At 66.8% G+C, this 19,021-nt stretch carries 22 protein-coding genes; 14 read left to right on the forward strand and 8 right to left on the reverse strand.

Annotated elements, in window-relative coordinates:
- Positions 1-21: 21 nt before the first annotated feature.
- From MMF98_RS16985 to MMF98_RS16995, 3 genes are read right to left on the reverse strand one after another with little or no spacing between them, the layout of a single operon-like run.
- Positions 22-615, reverse strand: coding sequence for a nitroreductase family protein (locus tag MMF98_RS16985; RefSeq protein ID WP_243307894.1), 594 nt, complete (start codon positions 613-615; stop codon positions 22-24).
- Positions 612-1,085, reverse strand: a complete 474-nt coding sequence (locus MMF98_RS16990; protein WP_243307895.1) for a hypothetical protein — start codon at positions 1,083-1,085, stop codon at positions 612-614. Before MMF98_RS16990 ends, MMF98_RS16985 begins: the two co-directional genes overlap by 4 nt.
- Entirely contained in the window at positions 1,082-2,353 is a 1,272-nt protein-coding gene (locus MMF98_RS16995; protein ID WP_243307896.1) for an alpha/beta fold hydrolase, read from the reverse strand. Before MMF98_RS16995 ends, MMF98_RS16990 begins: the two co-directional genes overlap by 4 nt.
- 226 nt (positions 2,354-2,579) lie before the next feature.
- Between MMF98_RS16995 and MMF98_RS17000 the strand changes: the two genes are divergently transcribed.
- From MMF98_RS17000 to MMF98_RS17015, 4 genes are all read left to right on the forward strand, one after another.
- Positions 2,580-3,710, forward strand: a complete 1,131-nt coding sequence (locus MMF98_RS17000; RefSeq protein ID WP_243307897.1) for a porin — start codon at positions 2,580-2,582, stop codon at positions 3,708-3,710.
- Positions 3,711-3,927: 217 nt separating this feature from the next.
- Complete coding sequence (locus MMF98_RS17005) at positions 3,928-4,584, forward strand: FMN-dependent NADH-azoreductase (RefSeq protein ID WP_243307898.1); 657 nt, start codon at positions 3,928-3,930, stop codon at positions 4,582-4,584.
- Positions 4,585-4,588: 4 nt separating this feature from the next.
- Positions 4,589-5,230, forward strand: a complete 642-nt coding sequence (locus tag MMF98_RS17010) for a nuclear transport factor 2 family protein (protein ID WP_243307899.1) — start codon at positions 4,589-4,591, stop codon at positions 5,228-5,230.
- Positions 5,211-5,651, forward strand: coding sequence for a GlcG/HbpS family heme-binding protein (locus MMF98_RS17015; RefSeq protein WP_243307900.1), 441 nt, complete (start codon positions 5,211-5,213; stop codon positions 5,649-5,651). Before MMF98_RS17010 ends, MMF98_RS17015 begins: the two co-directional genes overlap by 20 nt.
- Here the strand turns inward: MMF98_RS17015 and MMF98_RS17020 are convergent.
- The gene (locus MMF98_RS17020; protein WP_243307901.1) at positions 5,648-6,403 is read right to left on the reverse strand and encodes a TetR/AcrR family transcriptional regulator; all 756 of its coding nucleotides are present in this window, start codon (positions 6,401-6,403) and stop codon (positions 5,648-5,650) included. The genes MMF98_RS17015 and MMF98_RS17020 overlap by 4 nt on opposite strands.
- A 29-nt stretch (positions 6,404-6,432) precedes the next feature.
- Between MMF98_RS17020 and MMF98_RS17025 the strand changes: the two genes are divergently transcribed.
- The 10 genes from MMF98_RS17025 to queC all read left to right on the forward strand — a co-directional run bounded on the left by MMF98_RS17025 (position 6,433) and on the right by queC (position 13,551).
- Complete coding sequence (locus MMF98_RS17025; RefSeq protein ID WP_243307902.1) at positions 6,433-7,047, forward strand: cupin domain-containing protein; 615 nt, start codon at positions 6,433-6,435, stop codon at positions 7,045-7,047.
- A gap of 11 nt (positions 7,048-7,058) precedes the next feature.
- Positions 7,059-8,075: a Bug family tripartite tricarboxylate transporter substrate binding protein gene (locus tag MMF98_RS17030; protein WP_243307903.1), complete on the forward strand. Its 1,017-nt coding sequence runs from the start codon at positions 7,059-7,061 to the stop codon at positions 8,073-8,075.
- Positions 8,076-8,106: 31 nt separating this feature from the next.
- Positions 8,107-8,562, forward strand: a complete 456-nt coding sequence (locus MMF98_RS17035) for a nuclear transport factor 2 family protein (RefSeq protein ID WP_243307905.1) — start codon at positions 8,107-8,109, stop codon at positions 8,560-8,562.
- Positions 8,559-8,972, forward strand: a complete 414-nt coding sequence (locus MMF98_RS17040) for a nuclear transport factor 2 family protein (protein WP_243307907.1) — start codon at positions 8,559-8,561, stop codon at positions 8,970-8,972. The genes MMF98_RS17035 and MMF98_RS17040 overlap by 4 nt, the downstream gene beginning before the upstream one ends.
- A gap of 220 nt (positions 8,973-9,192) precedes the next feature.
- Positions 9,193-9,384 (forward strand): 2OG-Fe(II) oxygenase, encoded by a 192-nt coding sequence (locus MMF98_RS17045; protein WP_279343735.1) that lies wholly within the window; start codon positions 9,193-9,195, stop codon positions 9,382-9,384.
- Between the two features lie 10 nt (positions 9,385-9,394).
- Positions 9,395-10,042 carry a DNA oxidative demethylase AlkB gene (gene alkB / locus MMF98_RS17050; protein ID WP_243307909.1) on the forward strand — a complete coding sequence of 216 codons (648 nt, stop codon included), beginning with the start codon at positions 9,395-9,397 and terminating at the stop codon, positions 10,040-10,042.
- A gap of 246 nt (positions 10,043-10,288) precedes the next feature.
- Entirely contained in the window at positions 10,289-11,527 is a 1,239-nt protein-coding gene (locus MMF98_RS23815; protein ID WP_423837649.1) for an ABC transporter permease, read from the forward strand.
- Complete coding sequence (locus tag MMF98_RS17065) at positions 11,524-12,204, forward strand: hypothetical protein (RefSeq protein WP_243307910.1); 681 nt, start codon at positions 11,524-11,526, stop codon at positions 12,202-12,204. Before MMF98_RS23815 ends, MMF98_RS17065 begins: the two co-directional genes overlap by 4 nt.
- A 23-nt stretch (positions 12,205-12,227) precedes the next feature.
- Positions 12,228-12,767, forward strand: a complete 540-nt coding sequence (locus MMF98_RS17070; RefSeq protein WP_243307911.1) for a hypothetical protein — start codon at positions 12,228-12,230, stop codon at positions 12,765-12,767.
- Positions 12,768-12,834: 67 nt separating this feature from the next.
- On the forward strand, positions 12,835-13,551 hold the full coding sequence (gene queC / locus MMF98_RS17075; protein WP_243307912.1) for a 7-cyano-7-deazaguanine synthase QueC: 717 nt from the start codon (positions 12,835-12,837) through the stop codon (positions 13,549-13,551).
- A gap of 25 nt (positions 13,552-13,576) precedes the next feature.
- Here the strand turns inward: queC and MMF98_RS17080 are convergent, their stop codons facing one another.
- The 4 genes from MMF98_RS17080 to MMF98_RS17095 all read right to left on the reverse strand — a co-directional run bounded on the left by MMF98_RS17080 (position 13,577) and on the right by MMF98_RS17095 (position 19,017).
- Complete coding sequence (locus MMF98_RS17080; protein WP_243307913.1) at positions 13,577-15,373, reverse strand: ABC transporter ATP-binding protein/permease; 1,797 nt, start codon at positions 15,371-15,373, stop codon at positions 13,577-13,579.
- Between the two features lie 100 nt (positions 15,374-15,473).
- Positions 15,474-16,370 (reverse strand): 5'-nucleotidase, encoded by an 897-nt coding sequence (locus MMF98_RS17085; RefSeq protein ID WP_243307914.1) that lies wholly within the window; start codon positions 16,368-16,370, stop codon positions 15,474-15,476.
- Positions 16,371-16,373: 3 nt separating this feature from the next.
- On the reverse strand, positions 16,374-17,612 hold the full coding sequence (gspF, locus tag MMF98_RS17090; RefSeq protein ID WP_243307915.1) for a type II secretion system inner membrane protein GspF: 1,239 nt from the start codon (positions 17,610-17,612) through the stop codon (positions 16,374-16,376).
- A 16-nt stretch (positions 17,613-17,628) separates the two neighbouring features.
- On the reverse strand, positions 17,629-19,017 hold the full coding sequence (locus MMF98_RS17095; protein WP_243307916.1) for a GspE/PulE family protein: 1,389 nt from the start codon (positions 19,015-19,017) through the stop codon (positions 17,629-17,631).
- Between the last annotated feature and the right edge of the window lie 4 nt (positions 19,018-19,021).

The raw sequence follows: 19,021 nt of genomic DNA on the forward strand, positions 1-19,021 counted from the left end.
GGTATGAGGGGTGTGCGTTGCTCAATCCTGGAAGCGAGCCTTCACCGCGAACTCCGCAACTGGTTTGCGGCCGCTTGGCGTTTCCCGTGCCTGCAGGCGCTCCGGCAGGCTGGCGCGGTCGCCGAGCTTGCCAATGGCCATGGCCGCCTCCACACGCTGAGTTGAGGGCACGCCCAGCTGGGTCTTGATGCGATCCATGTGGATGCCGTTCAAGGTGTGCGTGTACAGGCCCTCGCGCCGGGCCTGCAGCGCGAGCAAGGCGCAGGCCGCACCGGTGTCGAAGGCGTGGCTGTGCGAGGGCGACAACGCCTCGGCCATCGGCAGCTTGATGTGCGTCTCCGACGCGACGAAGATCAGTGCCGAGGCATTCTTTGCCCACATGGCGTTGAATGGCATCAGCAGGTCGACGAACTCTGTCCAGCGCGGCTCCTGGCGTAGCGCGAAGGCAAACCGCCAGGGTTGCCAGTTGAAAGCCGATGGCGCCCAGCGCGCCGCTTCGAACAGCGGATGCAGGCTGGCTTCGGTGAGTTCGAAGGCGGGGTCGAAGGCGCGCGGTGACCAGCGATCCAGAAACAGGCCGTCGACGGGGACGTCGGCGATGCGTTCGTTGCTCATTGTTTTCCTTTCGCGGCTTGGGCCCGCTCTTGCAGCACACCGGCCTTCATGGCACGGTTGACTTCCAGGTATTGCGCCGCGCAGTCGGGCGGCAGCAGTTCGCACAGGGCCTCGTTCTCGATCCACAGCTCCACCAACGGGAACTCTGCGCGCTGCGTGCGCCGGCACAGCCAGCCCTGGCGTGCGGCGATTTCGAGGATCTGCTCCGTGCTCGCCGGTACGCTCAGCGCGAAATGAGTGGCTGTGCGCCCGCTGTCGCGCGTGGCATGGACGAAGCCGGGTGCGCCGGGATCAAGCGTGGTACCCAGTGGGTGGATCTCGATCTCGGTGCCGACGTCGTCGAGCTGGAACACCATGAAGCTGCCCTGATTGGGGCGGAAGGGAATAACCAGGCCGCCGCCAAAGATGTCGGCAAACACGGTGGCCACGTTGCGCGGATTGCGCGCGGCGATGGAGAGGTGGTGGATCATGAAGGAAAGCGCTTTTGCAGCCAGGTAACGACGATCCGCAGCGCCGCTTCGCGCCCGCCCTGATCGGGCGCCGAGGGCAGCGGCAGGCCGAAGTGATCACCGTCCACGTGCGCAATTTCCTTGTCGGCGGCAGGCGATTGCGCGTAGATGGTTTCGGCATTGAGGGGGTGAATCGCGCTGTCGCCGGTGTAATCCATCACCAGCGTGGGCACGTCGACCCTGGGCAGGTTGTCCAGCACCGAGGCGCGCGAGGCATGGCCGGACCACAGGCTCAGCCAGGCGCGTGGCGTGAGATTCTTGGCAAAGCCGGCCTCGGTATAGTTGGACAGGTCCGGGCGCACCGACATGATGGAGCCGTAGGTGCGCTTGGATGGGTCGATCGACAGGTCGGTCACCGCCGGGTTCGCATCGGTGCGGTAGACGTTCATGAAGCGGCCCAGCAGCGCGCGGCGCAGCACGAAGGCCCGGCGCTCAGCCGGCAGTTTCTCGAAATCGGGCTGGCGCGCGATCTCCTGGAAGTAGCGCTGCTCCTCGATATAGCCGCGGGCGATGGCATCGATGCGGGCTACGCGCGCGCTCTGCGCCTCCCGATACCGCGCGAGGAACTCGCGGCTGTAGCTGCTTAACGCCGGTGGTTCCTTGAAGCCGTTCCTGGGGTTGTACATGTCGAGTTCGGGGTCCAGGGACAGCGGATCGCTTTCATCGGTGACCGATGGGTCGATCTCGCTCAGCATGGTCTTGCCCGCGCCCAGGTGAGACGCAATGAACATGATGCCGTCGGCCGGCGGCATGTTGAATCCATTGAGGTCGAACGGGTCTCCGGCGGCGGTGTCCGCGAGGCGCTGGCCGATCGGTGTCACGGCCTGCGATTGGTAGAAGCTGAAGATGGAGCCGCCACCGCTGTAGCCGAGCAGCACCACCTTCTCGAAGCCGCGGCTGCGCATGCTGACCATCATCGCCGCGACATCGGCCAGCAGCAGTTCATGGCTGGCGGCCACGTCGTTGCCCGGCCAGCGGCTCTCTTGCGCGAACACCGCGTAGCCGCCCTCCACCAGTGCAGGGATCGCGTAGTGGCGCGTCATGTCGCCGCGGGGGTGCAGGATGCATACCAGCGTCCTTTCGCTGCGCCTGCGGTAGAGCACGCCCTTGGACTTTCCGCCGTCCTGGGCCACCACGCTCACGATCTCGGGCACCACGCCTTCGGGTGGGGTTTCAAAACTCAACAGATCTCTTCCGGCGCCGTAGCGGCCGATTCTGGGCAGGCTCATTGCGTTGTTTCCTCGATTTGCATTGATCGCAATGTATGGCAGCAGAACGGGTTCTTTGCCTGTTGCGAGGGCGTGGACAGCAGATATCAAAGTTTCATCAAAAGGAACCGGACGAATAGGTCTTCATCTATGGAGCCGGGCGGCCGACCATGGCTGGCGGCCGCGGAGGTATGGAGGCGGCTGCTTGTTGCAACACACCGTTTGCCTCGACAACCTGGAGACACAGATGAAGAAACTGATTTCGAAACCCAATACCCTCGCCTTGCTTCTGCTGGGCTTGGCCAGTTCCGCGCACGCGCAGAGTTCGGTGACGCTGTTCGGCCTGCTTGACGCCAATATTGGTCGCTACAAGGGGGCGGCGGCCGGTGTGACACCGGCCGATACCACGATAACGCGCCAGGATGCCAGCGGCCTGTCCACCAGCTATTTCGGCGTGCGTGGTACGGAGGACCTGGGCGGCGGTCTCTCCGCCAACTTCGAACTGCAGAGCTTCATCCGAAACGACACCGGGCAACCCGGCCGCAGCGACGCGATCTGCGCCGGTCCGCCGGCACCCGCGCCCGCGTGCTCGGCGGTCAATGTGGGGGCCGACCCGTTCTGGTCCAAGGCCGCGTTCGTCGGCCTGGGCAGCAATACCCTGGGTCGGGTGCGCCTGGGGCAGATCACCACCGCGATCTTCATCAGCTCGACGTCCTCCAACGCGTTCGGCGACTCGACGTCGTTTTCACCGATCAACCTGCTGATGTTCATCGGCTCGCCTCTGGCCGGTGGCACGGGCTGGAGCAACAGCATTGCCTACGACTCGCCCAGTCTTGGCGGCTTCAACTTCAACCTCCAAAAGTCACTCTCTGAAGGCTCCGGCGGTGGCAACGTCGGCGGGCGCGTGGCGTATGCGGGAGGGCCGTTCACTGCATCCTTGGCCTACTCCGATGTCAAGAAGGATCCCATCACGTTTTCCGACGGAACGACCAGCAACAATACCAAGAACACGCTGGCTGGCGTCTCCTATGATTTCCAGACGGTGAAGCTGTTCGGCCATCTCGGCCAGATCAAGAGCGACGGCAGCGCCACCGCAACGACCGCCGACGACAACATCACCCACAAGGTATGGGATATCAGCGCGCTGGTTCCCGTCGGTGCCGGCAGGGTCATGGTCGGCTACGGCTCCCGCAAGGGCGACGAGAGGTTTGCGTCGAAGCGCAGCCTGGCTTCGGTCGGCTACGCCTACAGCCTGTCCAAGCGGACCGACCTCTATGTCTTGCTGCGCAATGACCGCAATCGCGCGGCTGGCACCGTGGCGCCCGCCGTCGAGGCCAGGGGCACGAGTTACGCGCTGGGTGTTCGCCATTTCTTCTGAGCGAAGCACGACGCGATTCGAACCGCCACGCGAAGGCATTAGCGTGGCCGGTTGCAGCCACTGGATGACGGGCCGCGCTCAGGGCGGCGGTCGTCCAGGGCCGCGACCGCCTCACTTTTCATACGTTTGATGTATGGATTTCGCCATGCATCCGGTATTGGCTCCTTTCATGCGCCATGGCTAGCATGGGACGGAGAATTCACCACCTCTTTCTTTGATGAATATCCTGCATATTGACTCCAGTCCGATGTTCGAAACATCGAATTCCAGAAAACTGTCGGCAATGGTCGTCGCGTTATTGCAGGAGCGATATCCGGGTTGCAATATCCTTCACAAGGATCTCGCGCGTGATCCGCCGCCGCACCTGACTCAGGATGTCTACCTCGCGTACCGCCGGCCAGAGGCTGAGCTGACCCCGCAGCAGCGGAGGGAGCGAGCTGTCACTGACGCCCACATCGAGCAGTTTCTTGCTTCAGATATCGTGGTCATCGGGGCGCCGCTCTACAACCTCTCCCTTCCAACTCAACTCAAGGCATGGATCGACCGGATCTCGCAACCGGGCCGCACGTTCCGGTACGCAGAGCGAGGGATCGTGGGCCTTGTGTCCAATGTCCGCGTGATTGTTGCCTCCAGCCGCGGCGGCCTGTATTCGCTGAGCGAAGAGGGGCGCGCGAGGGACTTCCAGGAGAGATACCTGCTTGCCGCGTTGAAGACGCTGGGCATCGCGCACATCGATATCGTGCGGGTTGAAGGCGTCAACATGAGCGCTGACAGGCGAGCCGAGGCCTATGCGAAGGCGCAAGCCGCGGCGGACGACATCGTTTCGTCGATTCTTGCCTCCCGGCCGCAGTGGCAGCGGGCAGCCCTGGTCTGACGCCATGGTGAGCTGTCTCACGCTGCTCAACAGCACGCACGTTCTTGCGGGGCACGTTGAAGGCCTCAATCACACGCTGTGCGGCCTGGCCATCGCCGAGGCCGATACGCAGCCGGGGCTGATCGCGTCGGTGCCTGGTGCCGCTACCTGCCAGCGATGTCAGAGCATGCTGCACGTCGGGGCAATGTCGCACGTGGCGCAAGAGCGACCCCTCGATACCAGGACACTCGTCAAACGGCTGATCGATCGGCTGAACGCAAACGACTCGACGCATCTGGAAAAGATGCTGGACGGCCCGCTGCTCGGCGCGCTTTCTTCGCAGCGTCTGGGGCGCCTGCACGAGCTTTTCCCGGGATGGCACGCGACGGTCGATGAGCTGATCGCGGAAGAGGGCAGCGCTGTCCTTCGCTACCAGGTGAGCTGCTCTGATGCCTTCGGCTTGCTCGGCTGCATCGGGCCTTCGGTCAAGACCGGGCAGGCTGTCGTTCTGCGTCTTGCGAACCACAGGATCACCGACGCCTGCCCCATTGTCGACGACTTCGCATTCTGGTCAGGCCTGGCCAAGACCAGCGATGCCGCGTGCGCGCATTGCACATCCAATTTCAATTCCGCGAAAGGAAGCAGTCGTGACAACCATTACTCTTGACCAAGCCACCCAGGTGGTGGACGCGGGCCTGCGCCATGCCCGCGAGCTGGGCCTGAATCCCTTGACTTTCGCTGTTCTCGATGCTGGCGGACACATGGTCGTGCTCAAGCGCGAAGATACCTCGGGCATCCTGCGGCCCGACATCGCCTACGGCAAGGCATGGGGCGCGTTGGGGATGGGGCATGGCAGCCGGTCGCTCGCGCAACGGGCAGAGAAGGCGCCGGCATTCTTCACCGCGCTGGCCAGCGTTTCGCAAGGGCGCATGATTCCAGTTCCCGGCGGCGTGCTGATCCGCAATGCGGCGGGTGCCGTGCTGGGCGCCGTGGGTGTCAGCGGGGATATGCCGGACAACGATGAAGCCTGCGCGGTTTATGGCATCGAGTCCGCTCGGCTTGTGGCCGACCCCGGCCTGGCGCACTAGGCAGGCGGCCGAGGCAGCGGCAACGCGGCGATGCGCTGCGCTTCCTTCGCGGGCATTCCGAGTCCCTGCAGCACCATGGCGGCGATCAGTTCCGGAAAGTTCACGGGAGTCGGCTCGGAGATCGCTGCACGGATGGCCAAGGTAATGGTGCCCATGCTCAAGGCCAGCGCCGCCTGCAGAGACCGCCAATGAAACCGGCCGAGCTTCTTCCCGTTTTCCAGGTCTTCCAGGACACCGCGCCGCATTTCATCGCTCACGGCGCCGCCCGACAAGGGGATCATCCTGACAAGCAAGCCGCCTTGGTGCGGATGGCTCACGCTCATTTCGATGAATTTTCGGATGGCAATGGCTACCCTTTGCGCCGGGTCGCCAGCCAGGGCGAACAGCGGGAGAATTTCCTGGTCCACGCTGTCAGCCACATGGGCTGCCGCCGCGATCAGCAACTCGTCGCGGCTCTTGAAGTAGTTGTAGAACGTTCCCCGAGCGACTTCAGCCGCTTCGATGAAGTCGTCGATCGTCGGGGCATCAAAGCCCTTTTCCGAGATGACCTGAAGGGCGACCTGGATGAGTGCGGCGCGTGTTTTCTCACGCTTGATCTCGCCGATTCTTGCCCTGCCTTGAAGAGGTTTCCTGGGTGCCATGGCGCCGATTGTTGCAGACCATCTGGAGGTCGGGATTTCCATTGAATGAAATTGGTAATGTACTGTATTGTCATTTTGACGATATAGTTCATAAATCACTGCGGCGGTCATTCACGTCAACTTCACGTTGGAACAGAAACATGGATTGGAAAGCGGAATCAGCCAGGCTTCGCGCCGAGCGTGGCGGCCTGGAGAACTATGAGCCTCTTCAGCCGTTCGTCTCCAGTCGCTCGCTGGACCGGGCGCTCTGGTACGAAGGCCAGCTCATCGTCATGTACGCGCAGGGCAAGGAGGTCGACAACACCTGCTGCATCTGGGAGGGCAACATCCCCGAGCACGTCGGCCCGCCGCCGCACATTCACCTGTATGAGCATGAGATCTTCTTCATCATCGAAGGCCATCTCACGGCGTGGGTGGAAGGCGTCCCCTACGACGTGCCCAAGGACTCGATGATCTTCATGCCCTGCGGCCGGATGCATTGGTTCGTTTCTGCGGCGCCCGTCACGCGCATGTTCTCGTTGACCGTGACGGCAAGCAAGGAATTTCCCGCCATCAACAACAACGTCGGGCTGTTCAAGTTCATGGGCCGGCCCGCCGGGGCACTCGCATTGCCTCAGCTCGAAGCGGTGGAGAAGCTTCCCGACCCGGCGGAAATCCGCCGGGTCAGCCGCGAGTCGGGCTCGGACATCCCCGACCTAGAAAGGATTGGCTGGCGTCGCGGTTTCGGCGACGGCAGCAAGCACGACAACTCATGAGGAGACACGGTATGCACCACACACGCAGACAACTGCTATGCATCGGCGCGGGATGGGCGGCGGCGCCAACCCTCGGCATGGCGCAGGACACGATCAGCGCCTATCCGAGCTCGCCGGTGCGCCTGGTCGCGCCCTTTCCGGCCGGGTCGGTATTCGACGCGGTAGGGCGAAAGCTGGCTGATTCACTGTCCGCACGAATGAAGGGCAGCGTGGTCATCGACAACAAGACCGGAGCGGGTGGAGCGATCGGTGCGAGCGAAGTGCTGCGCGCCCCGCCCAACGGCTACACGCTGCTGCTCACCGTGGCGGACCCGCTGGTTACCACGCCGGCGACGATGAGGGTGAGCTACAACCCACGCACCGACTTCACGCCGATCATGAAGCTGGTGCGTAGCTACCCGGTACTGCTCATTCACAGCAGCTACAAGAGCACGAACCTCCGGGAGTTTGTCGAGGAGGCCCGGGCAGCGAGCGCGCCGCTCACGTATGGCTCGTTCGGCACGGGTTCTTTTCCGCAACTGGTCATGGAAAGCGTGGCCAGCAAGGCGGGCGTGAAGCTGACCAACGTGCCCTATCGCGGCACGCCTCCGGCCATGAACGACATGCTGGCAAACCAGATCACCTTGGCGTTCACCTCGGTCGGCCAGGCGGGGCCGCTCATTGCACAGGGCAAGGCCCGCGCGCTGGCCATCATGGGGCCCAGCCGTTCGCCGGTATTGCCGCAGATCGCCACGTTCGCGGAATCCGGTTTTGACAATTTCTTTACCCGCCGGGACAGCTGGCTGGGCTTGCTTGGCCCCGCCAAGATGCCGGCTGACCTGGTGGAGAAGATACGCGGCCACGCACGAGCAGTCCTGCAGGACCCCGAAATGCTCAAGTGGCTGGCAACACTGGACATGTCGGTCGATTCCGGCACCTCCGCCGCGCAGTTCCGTGCCGACATGGATACCGAAGTTCTCGCCGTCACCAAGTTCATCCGCGACGAACTCAAGGTCCAGCCGCAGGAACTCAACGAACTGCAACGCTGAGCAAGACATCAACACCCCGGAACCACCTACCGTGAGCAAGAACCCCCTTCTCCAGAACGACCCCGTAATCCGCGTCAGCATCACAGAGCTGATCGACGACTTCTTCGGCCGCGTTGACCGTGGCGAGTCTGTGGCCGACTTGCTGGCCGAGCAAGCCATATTCAAGACGCCGCAGCGCTACGCCGAAGGCCGGCAGGGCGTCGCCAACCTGCTGCTCGAGCTCGCCCAGATGCGGCGCGAAAAGGGACGCGAGGCCCGGCACTTCGGCAGCAACATCAAGATCGACAGCCTGGGAGACAACCAGTACCGCGTCAGATCGCTTGTGGTCGTTATCGCCCTGGACTCGGGCGCCGCTCGGAAGGGCGTCCTCAACATGGGCGACCACGACGACATCGTCGCCTTCGACGAGAGCGGCCGCTGCCACTTCGTCAAGCGGACGATGACACCCGTATTGCAACTCGAACTGAACGCGCCCGCGGCTCAATGAGTGGCATAGACGTTTTCGCTATCCAGCGGCTGATCAGCGATTTCGCCTGGGCGGCGGACCGGTGCCTCGCGGCGGAGCTCTCGGAGCTATTTCTCCCCGATGGGACACTGACGGTCAACGAGCTGAAGCTCCATGGCCGCGCTGAGATCGAGCAGGACTGTCGGCATCGCTTCGCAAGCCCCCAGAGGAAGACGCGGCACGCACTGTCGAACTTGCGTATCGATGCGCTGGGCGACGGTGCGTATGCAGGGACAGCGGTGCAGCTGACCTTCGAGTCATCCGGCTCCGATCAGCCCGTCCGACTGCGGGTGAGTGACGTGCTGGACCGGTTCGAACAAGACCCGCAGGGGCGCTGGCGGTTCAGGAGCAGGACGATTGAGCGCCAGATGGCCCTTTTGATTCCCGCCTGAAGCTGTCCCCGGGCCGATCAGCCTCTTTCGCGGCCACGCGCCGTTGCGCCGGCGAGATGCGAGCTTTGTGAAGTTTCGTCGGCCTGGCCCAAGAGATTGCCTTGCAGCCGCGGCGCGAACGGCCGCATCCAAGCGCAAGACCCGGAGTGCATGAACCGCCGGCGATGGCTACAGTCACACCATGGTTGAACAACACATCGCCGGAAGGCCGGTGTGCATCATGGTCCGGAACCATGAAGCACGTGTGGCCGCCACCCTGGCCGATTCTTTCCGGGCCACCGTGATCGCGGTGCATCACCAGCCGGTGCAGGGCGCGCGGGGCGTCTACCGGGCCAACCTGCGGCATGGCGTCAGCCGCGTCCGCTTGGGTCGCCGGCACATGGCGGGCATCATCTTCCACGATGCCGCATGAGAGGCCGCACATGACGATGGATCTGTTCGAGCCCGATGGCAGCGCGCAGCGGGAGTCGCTGGGGCCGGGCGCCTTCGTGCTGCGCCGAGGCGCCTTGCCGGACGAGGCTGCGCTGCTGTCAGCCGTGCACGAGTTGCTGGCCCGCGCCCCGCTGAGGCACATGGTCACGCCGGGCGGGCGGCCGATGTCGGTTGCCACGAGCAACTGCGGCGCCCTGGGCTGGGTGAGCGATCTGGCAGGGTACCGCTACGTGGACCGCGATCCCCGAAGCGGCCTGGCCTGGCCGAGCCTGCCGGCCTCGTGGCTGCGGCTGGCCGGGCGGGCTGCCGCCGAGGCGGGTTTCGAGGGCTTCATCCCCGATGCCTGTCTGATCAACCGCTATGAGCCGGGGGCCCGGCTGTCTCTGCACCAGGACCGGGACGAGCGGGACCACACTGCACCCATCGTGTCGGTGTCGCTCGGGCTGCCGGCTGTTTTCCTGTTTGGCGGCCTGGCCAGAACGGACCGGGCCACGCGCGTGCCGCTGGCGCATGGCGACATCGTGGTGTGGGGCGGGCCGGCCCGGCTGCGCTACCACGGCGTGCTGCCGCTGCAGCCCGGCCACCATCCCTTGCTGGGGAACTACCGCATCAACCTGACACTGCGCCGGGCAGGGTAGGGGCGCCGTTCCTGTTGCAATTGCTTGCGTCTGGGCGGGGCGCCCCGCGAGCCGCCTCATCGTTATCATGCCGTCATGATTCTCCGGATTGTTTCGTGGCACGAGGCGCTGGTGCAGATGGGGCGGGCGGCTCTTGTGTGGCTGGCGGGCTGGTGGCGCATCGTGCATTTCGGCGCGCTGATCATCGTGCTGGCGCTCTCGCCTTCGAGCTACAGCCGGGGCAACCGGCAGGCGCTGGCGCGCCACATGTACCTGGACACGGCGCCCATCCTGCTCTGGTTCACCGTGCTGTGCGCGCTGATCAGCCTGGTGCTGACACGCATCGTGGTGGTCACAGCGCTGAGCTACGGCCTGTCGCAGTACGCGCTCGAGATGGTGATCCGCGTGCTGGTGCTGGAGCTGATTCCCCTGACCGCGGCGCTGTTCGTGGCCCTGCGCTGCACCATTCCCAATGGCGCCGAGCTGTCGGCCATGCGCCGCCGCGGCGAACTCGAGGCGCTGCGCCGCCAGGGCCTGGACCCGGTGCGCCGCGAACTGCTGCCGCGCGTGGTGGCGGGCATCTTTTCCACGGTGATGTTGGCCGCGCTGCTGCTGCTGTTCATGCTGCTGCTGGTGTGCGGCTCCACGCTCTACCTGCTGTACGCGCGCGGCGCGTTCGAGCCCACCCAGGAGCTGGTGCTGGTGGCCGATGACTCCGAGGGCGTGGTGGTCGGCATGGACCTGACGTTCTCGGGATTCCCGATCGGCCGCGTGCGCCGCATCGAGTTGTCCGAAGAGGGCAATGCCCGCATCCTCATCGACGTGCCGAAGAAGGACGCGCACTGGCTGCGCCAGTCCAGCATCTTCACGCTGGTGCGGGGCCTGGTGGGCGGCACGAACATCCGCGCCTTCACCGGCATGCTCACGGATCCGCCGCTGCCCGACGGAGCGGTGCGCCCGGTGCTGCGCGGCGACACCACGGCGGAGATTCCCCAACTGGTGGCGGCGGCGAAGGAATTGATTCAGAACCTCAATGCCCTGACGGCCAAGGACAGCCCGCTCGACGCCAGCCTCGGCAATGTGCAGGCCGTGACCGAGAAGCTCAAGGGCCCGCAAGGCGCGCTCGGCGTGCTGCTGGGCAACGAGGCGGACACCCGCAAGCTGATGACCACGCTGGACCGCACCAATGCGCTGCTGGCCCGCGTGGACGGGCTGGCCGCGAGGGCCGACACCCAGGTGTTCGGGCCGGGCGGCGTGATGCCGGAGACCCGGGCCACCATCGTGCAGCTCAACACCTTGCTTGGCGAGGCCCGCACCAGCCTGAAGAAGGTGGATGCCGTGCTGCAGGATGCGCAGGCCGTGAGCGCCAATGCGCGCGACGCAAGCGCCGACCTCGGCGCGCTGCGTGCCGAGGTGGAGGTCAACCTGCGCAAGGTCGAGGGCCTGGTCAACGAAGTCAACCGCAAATGGCCCTTCGCGCGCGACACGGAGTTGAAGCTGCCATGACGAGCCTGACCTTCCTGGCTCCCAGGATGAGGCGCGCGTTGCCGGCGGCGCTGGCCCTGCTGCTCGGGGCCTGTGCGGGCCATCCGCCGGCGCCCGACTGGCAGATGAACGCCAAGGGCTCGATGGAGCGCTTCGTCGTGGCGTACTTCGAGGGCGACATGCGTGTGGAAGGCGCCGAGTTCGCCAAGGCCCGCGCTGAAACCGCCCGCACGGGCCGGGTGGAACTGGTCGCCCGCGTGGAGCTATTGCGCTGCGCCAGCCGCGTGGCCAGTCTCGTGGTGGAGCCTTGCGCCGGTTTCGAGACGCTGCGCCAGGACGCGCCAGCGGCCGAGCGCGCCTATGCCGACTATCTGGCCGCGCAACTGCGGCCGCAAGACATCGGCCTGCTGCCCGAAGCCCAGCGCGGCGCCGCGTCGGCCGCGGCCAATGCGGCCACGCTGCAGGCCATTGCCGATCCGCTGTCCCGGTTGGTGGCGGCTGGCGTGCTGTTCCAGGCCGGCCGCGCCAGCCCGGCGATGATCGCCGTGGCGGCGGACACCGCTTCGGCCCAGGGCTGGCAACGGCCCCTGCTGGCGTGGCTGATGGTGCAGGCGAGGCTGGCCGAGCAGGCGGGCGACACGGCAGAAGCCGCGCGCCTGCACCGGCGCATCGACCTGGTGCAGGGCCGGCCGGGCTGAACGCCCGATTCGCCACGACCCGTATGCGTGCCGCGCCGCTGCTGTTCCTGCTGCGCCGTCTTGCCTGCGGCCTCGCGGTGCTGGGCGCTGCGCTGCCCGCCTGGGCCCAGGCCTTGTGGGGCGCCGCCGCCTATGGCATGACCGAGGCCGAATTGCAGGCGGCGCTGCCCGCCGTGCAGCGCCTGCGCAAGCCCGAGCGCCTGGCAGGCGGCACGCGCGGCTTGTGGGTGCTGCCCGAAACCCCGCTGGCCGGCGCGTCGTTCGAGACGGTGTTCTATTTCAACAAGAACCGGCAGTTGCAGCAGGTGGAGCAACGCCTCGCCGCCCCACAGCCGCAGTGCGGGACGAAGCCGGTGTTCGAGGAACTGGTGGCTTCGCTGCGGCAGCTGCATGGGCCGGAACTGGCGGCCGGCGACAGGCCCGACGGCGGACCGGCCTCCAGCGTGGCCTCCTGGGTGGCCGGCGATCTGGACATCATCGCGAGCCACACCGAGGCGGCCAGCCGCTGCGCCATCCGGGTGATCTACAAGCCGCGCCTGCTCAAGGACGCGAGCGAGCTGTAGCACCGGCCGGCGCGGCCGCTGGCCGGGCGCGGCACAATCGGGACGGGATACGCACCCCGTTCACGCCATGCACACCACCGCTCTCGTTCTTTTTTCCGGAGGCCAGGACTCCACCACCTGCCTGGCCCAGGCGCTTTCGAAATATGAGCGCGTGGAAACGGTGGCCTTCGACTACCGCCAGCGCCACAGCGTGGAACTGCAGGCGCGGCTGGCCGTGCTGGCGCAGATCCGGCAGCAGTTTCCCCAGTGGGCGCCGCGGCTGGGCGAGGACCATCTGCTGGATCTGGCCGTGCTGGGCCAGGTCAGCGAGACCTCCCTTACGCGCGACATGGCGTTCAGGATGGAGGAGGGCGGGCTGCCCAATACCTTCGTGCCGGGGCGCAACCTGCTGTTCCTCACGCTGGCCGCGGCGCTGGCCTACCGCCGCGGGCTGGAGGTGATCGTCACCGGCGTGTGCGAGACCGATTTCTCGGGCTACCCCGACTGCCGCGACGACACCATGAAGGCCATGCAGCTGGCGCTGTCGCTGGGCATGGACCGCCGCTTCCTGATCGAGACCCCGCTGATGTGGATCGACAAGGCCGCCACCTGGCGCATGGCCCATGATCTCGGCGGCCCGGCGCTGGTGGCACTGATCGTCGAGCACACCCACACCTGCTACCTGGGCGACCGCGAGCATCGCCAGGCCTGGGGCTATGGCTGCGGCCGGTGCCCGGCCTGCGAGCTGCGCGCGCGGGGCTGGGAGCGTTACGTCGCCGCCGCGCCGACGCCCCCATTGCCATGAGGCCGGCGGCGCCGGGCTCCCCGGCTCAGGCCGGGCCTTCTCTGAGCTGGTAGAGCGCGGCTGCGCCTTCGGGGGATTTCTCCAGGACCCAGCGCCGGTTGTGGAAGCTCGCCACGCCGGGGCGGTGTGCGATGGAGACCATGGCGCCGCCGGCGTGCTGCACCTGGGCTCGCAGTTTCTCGTAGACCGCCTGCTCGGTGGCGGCGTCGAGCGCGCTGGTGGCTTCGTCGGCAAACAGCCAGGACGGCTGCTTGAGCAGCACGCGCGCGATGGCCAGCCGCTGCTGCTCGCCGCCCGAGAGTTTCTGGCCCCAGGCATCCTCGTCATCGAGCCGCCGCGCCAGCTGCGGCAGCTGCGCGTCAGCCAGCGCATGCTGCAGCGCTTCGTCGCTGTAGCGGGCGGCGGGCTCGGGGTAGGCCAGCGCGTCGCGCAGCCGCCCGTCCGGGAAATAGGGGCGCTGCGGGATGAACATGGCATGGCCGGCGAAGCCTTCGGGCCGCTGCACGGAGCCCTGTGCAAACGGCCAGATGCCCGCGAAGGCGCGGAACAGCGTGGACTTGCCGCTGCCCGACGGCCCCTGGATCAGCACCGCATCGCCGGGCGCGGCGCTCAACGCCACGCCCGACAGCAGGCGCTCGCCCGTCGGCAGCCCGAGCGTCAGGTCCCGTGTCTGCAGCGACTGGCCGGGTGCTATCGAATCAATAGCATCCAACGACCGATTCTCCTGGACTGCCGCCGCAATACTCTCTTCAAAATGGGTCAAACGGTCGGTCGTGGCGCGCCAGCTGGCGAGCGAGCTGTAGTTGTCCACGAACCAGCCCAGCGAGTCCTGCACGCGGCCGAAGGCCGAGGCGATCTGCATCAGTTCGCCGAGCTGGATGGCGCCGCTGAAGAAGCGCGGCGCCGCCACGATGAAGGGAAACACGACGGCGGCCTGGCCGAAGAAGTTGGTGAACCACACCAGATTCTTCTGCGCCTTGAGCAGCCGCAGGTAGTTGCCCAGCACGGCGGAGAAGCGCGTGTCGAGCTGCTGGCGCTCGACGGTCTCGCCGCGGTCCAGCGCGATGGCCTCGCTGTATTCGCGCACCCGCACCATGTGGTGGCGGAAATCGGCCTCGAAGCGCTGCTGCCGGTAGTTCAGGGCGATCTGCGGGCGGCCGATGTAGTGGGTGGCGATGCTGCCGGCCACGCAGTACAACACGGCCATCCAGACCATGAAGCCCGCGATCTCGTAGGTGCTGCCGTTGAAGTGGAAGCTGAAGCCGCCGCTCAGGCTCCACAGGATGCCGACGAAGCTCGCCAGCGTGACCACGGCATTGAGCAGGCCCATGCTCAGCCCGATCGTGTAGCTGGTGAACAGGTTCAGGTCTTCCTGGATGCGCTGGTCGGGGTTGTCGGGCGAGGTGCCGTCCTTGCCCGAGAAGCGCGCCAGTTCGAGCTTGTAGAACGCATGGTGCGAGAGCCAGCGCTGCAGGTAGTGCTCGGTCATCCAGGCGCGCCAGCGCATCTCGAGCAGTTGCGTCAGGTAGAAGCGGTAGACCGCGATGATGATGTAGGCGAAGGCCAGGTAGCTGAAGCGCCCGAGCTGCTGCCAGAACACCGGCTGGTCCTTGTTCTGCAGGGCGTCGTAGAACACGCGGTTCCAGTCGTTGAGCTGCACCAGCATGTAGACCGCGGCGAGGTTGAGCACGATGATCGCGGCCAGCAGGCCGCGCGCCTTCCACTTCTGGTCGGACTGGAAGTAGGGCAGCACCAGCGCCCAGATGCGGCGCGCGGTCTGCGTGAAAGCGGCCAGCCGGCCAGGAGAAGCGGAAGAAGCCATACGGAAGAATCCTTGCAAGCGGTGGGGCCCGTCACGGGTGGCCCCATCGTAGCGGAGGCTGGCTTAAGCGGGGCTGAAATCCCGCGGGGGCCGGGCCCGTTCAGCCGGGGTTGCTGATGCCGCTGGCGACATGGCCGGCCGGCACATGCTCGGCGGCGGAGTCCACGTGGCCGGGCTGGTCGTCGAAGAAGAAGTCGGGCTCGAACTCGCGCAGGAAGGCGCCCTTGGCCAGGCCGCCGAGGAACATGGCCTCGTCGACCTGGATGTTCCAGTCCATCAGGGTGCGGATTGCGCGCTCGTGGGCCGGCGCACTGCGCGCGGTGACCAGGGCGGTGCGGATGCGCATGCCCGCGGCGCCGTCCTGCTGCAGCTGGTGCAGCGCCTGCAGCAGCGGCTTGAAGGGGCCGGGCGGCAGCGGCTTGGCGGCGCGCCGCTTCTCGTGGCTCTGAAAGGCCTCCAGGCCGGCGCGCTGGTAGACCTGCTCGGCCTGGTCGGAAAAGAGCACGGCGTCGCCGTCAAAGGCGATGCGCACTTCGTCGGGGTAGCTGCCACTGGCGCGCGCGGCGCCGGTGTGCACCGTGGCCGCGGCAAAGCCCTCGTTGAGCGCGGCGCGCACGTCGGCCGGGTTGGCCGAGAGGAACAGGTTGGCCTGCAGCGGCCGCAGGTACTTGTAGGGCTCGCGCCCCTTGGTGAACACGCCGCGTTCGAGCTTGAGCTTGCTGGCCTGGGCCGAGCGGAACACGCGCAGGCCCGACACCGGGTCGTTGCGCGAGAGGATCACCACCTCCACGCGCTTGGCGTCGCCGTTGAAGGCCAGCAGCTTCTTCACGAGCGAATGCGCCACGCCGGGCTTGGCCGGCTGCTCCAGGCGCTCGAGCTGCAGCTTCATGTAGGCGTGGTCGTCGCTCTGCTCGAAGACGCGGTTCTCCTCCTCGAAGTCGAACAGCGCGCGCGAGGAGATCGCGACAACGAGCTGGTTGGCGAGCGTGGCAGCCATGGCCTACCGGACGAACTGGTTGAGCTGGATGATCGGCAGCAGCACGGCCAGCACGATCAGCATCACGACCAGGCCCATGGCCACGATCAGCAGCGGCTCCAGGATGGTGGCCAGCTGCATGGCGCGGCGCTGCACTTCGGTGCTGAGCTGGGTGGCGGCGCGCTGCAGCATCAGCGGCAGCGTGCCGGTCTGTTCGCCGAGCCGGGCAAACATGCCCACCAGCCCGGGAAAGCGCTTCTTCTGCGCCATGGCCGAGGCCAGCGGCGCGCCCTCGCGCACCAGCACCAGCGCGTCCAGCGCATCGGCGCGCATGGCGCGGTTGGACAGCGTCTCGGCCGCGGCCTGCAGGGCCTTGAGGATGGGCACGCCGGCGGCCGCCAGCATGGCCAGCGTGCTGGCGAAGCGCGCCGCGTTGTAGCCGCGCGCCAGCTTGCCCACCAGCGGCAGGTTCAGCCACGCGGCGTCGAATTTCTCGCGGAATGTGTCGATGGTCAAGGCGTAGCGGACGCCGATAGCTATCAAAACTATAGCAATCAGCATGGCCCAGCCGTAGTGGCGCACGCCGTCGCTGACGGCCAGCATGGCCACCGTCAGCACCGGCAGCGCGCGCTTGGTGCCCGCGAACACGTTGGCCACCTGCGGCACCACATAGCCCACCAGGAACAGCACGATCACGATGGCCACCATCGTCACGATGGCCGGATAGAGCGCCGCGCCCACCAGCTTGGCCTTGAGCGCCTGACGCTCTTCGAGGTCGTCCGCCAGGCGTTCCAGCACCAGGCCGAGGTTGCCGCTTTGCTCGCCGGCGCCGATCACGGCGGTGTAGATCGGCGAGAACTCGCGCGGGTGCTGCGACAGCGCCTTGGCGAAGGCGGCGCCGGCATTGACCTCGGCGCGCAGCGCCGCCACCAGGTTGCGCTGCTTCTCGTCCTCGGCCTCGTCGGTCAGCGCCGTCAGGGCGCGCTCCAGCGGCAGGCCGGACGACACCAGGCCCGCGAGCTGGCGCGTCCAGATGGCCAGGCCGGTGGTGCTGAACACGCGCGCGGCGAACAGGGTGCTGTGGAGGCCGAAGCGGCCCTCGTTGGCTGCCTGCGCGCCGCCGGTGGCGACCGGCGCGACCGACAGCGGCACCAGCGACTGCGCGCGCAGCAGGCCGCGCGCCGCCTTGGCGGTGTCGGCCTCCATCACGCCCTTGCGGGTCTGGCCCTGGGCGTCGAGTGCTTCGAAGGAATAGGCGGGCATGGGGCGGACTGCGGGCTCAGTCGCGCGTGACGCGCACCAACTCTTCGCGCGAGGTGATGCCGGCGCGCACCAGGCGCTCGCCGTCGTCGCGCATCAGCGTCATGCCGGTCTTGAGGGCGGTGTTGCGGATCTCCGCCTCCGATGCCTGGTTGTGGATCTGGGCGCGGATGTCCTCGTCGGTCACCAGCATCTCGAACACGCCGGTGCGGCCCGCGTAGCCGGTATGGCCGCATTCCGTGCAGCCCGCGCCCTGGCAATGCACGCACAGCTTGCGCACCAGGCGCTGGGCCAGCACGCCGAGCAGCGACGAGCTCAGCAGGAATGGCTCCACCCCCATGTCGGTCAGGCGCGTGATGGCGCTGGCGGCGTCGTTGGTGTGCAGCGTGGCCAGCACCAGGTGGCCCGTGAGCGAGGCCTGGATCGCGATCTGCGCGGTCTCGAAGTCGCGGATTTCGCCGATCATGATCACGTCCGGGTCCTGCCGCAGGATGGCGCGCAGGGCCTTGGCGAAGGTGAGGTCGATCTTGGCGTTGACCTGGGTCTGGCCGATGCCGGGCAGCTCGTACTCGATCGGGTCTTCCACCGTCATGATGTTGCTGCGCCCGGCGTCCAGGCAGCTCAGCGCGGCGTACAGCGTGGTGGTCTTGCCCGAGCCGGTGGGGCCGGTCACCAGGATGATGCCGTGCGGCTGGGCGATCAGGCCCTTGAAGCGGGCCAGCACGTCGCCCTGCATGCCCACGGCTTCGAGGCTGATCTTCTCGCCCGATTTGTCGAGCAGGCGCAGCACGGCGCGCTCGCCGTGGGCGCTGGGCAGCGTGGAGACGCGCACGTCGACCGCGCGGGTGCCGATGCGCAGCGAGATGCGGCCGTCCTGCGGCAGGCGCTTCTCGGAGATGTCGAGGTCGGCCATGATCTTCAGGCGCGAGATCAGCGCCGCGTGCAGCGCCCGGTTGGGCTGCACCACCTCGCGCAGCGTGCCGTCGACCCGGAAGCGCACCGAGGAATGGCGCTCGTAGGGCTCGATGTGGATGTCGCTGGCACCGTCGCGCGCGGCCTGCGTGAGCAGGGCGTTGAGCATGCGGATGATGGGTGCGTCGTCGGAGGTCTCCAGCAGGTCTTCCACCGCGGGCAGCTCCTGCATCATGCGCGACAGGTCGGCGTCGGATTCGACCTCGCTGACCACCGTGGCGGCGCTCGACTCGCCCTGCGCATAGGCGGCGCTGATGCGCTGCGCCAACGCGGCGGCTTCCGCCTGCTGCAGGCTGCGCACCTCGTACTTGCGCAGGACTTCGCCCCAGGCGCCGGCGTCGGGCGCGGCGGCGTGCCACAGCGTGAGCTCGTGGCCGTCGTCCTCGAGCAGCAGCTGGTGGGTGCGCGCAAAGGCGTAAGGCAGGGGGTGGCGCATCGCA

The organism is Variovorax terrae, from assembly GCF_022809125.1.
GTDB lineage: Bacteria > Pseudomonadota > Gammaproteobacteria > Burkholderiales > Burkholderiaceae_C > Variovorax_A > Variovorax_A terrae.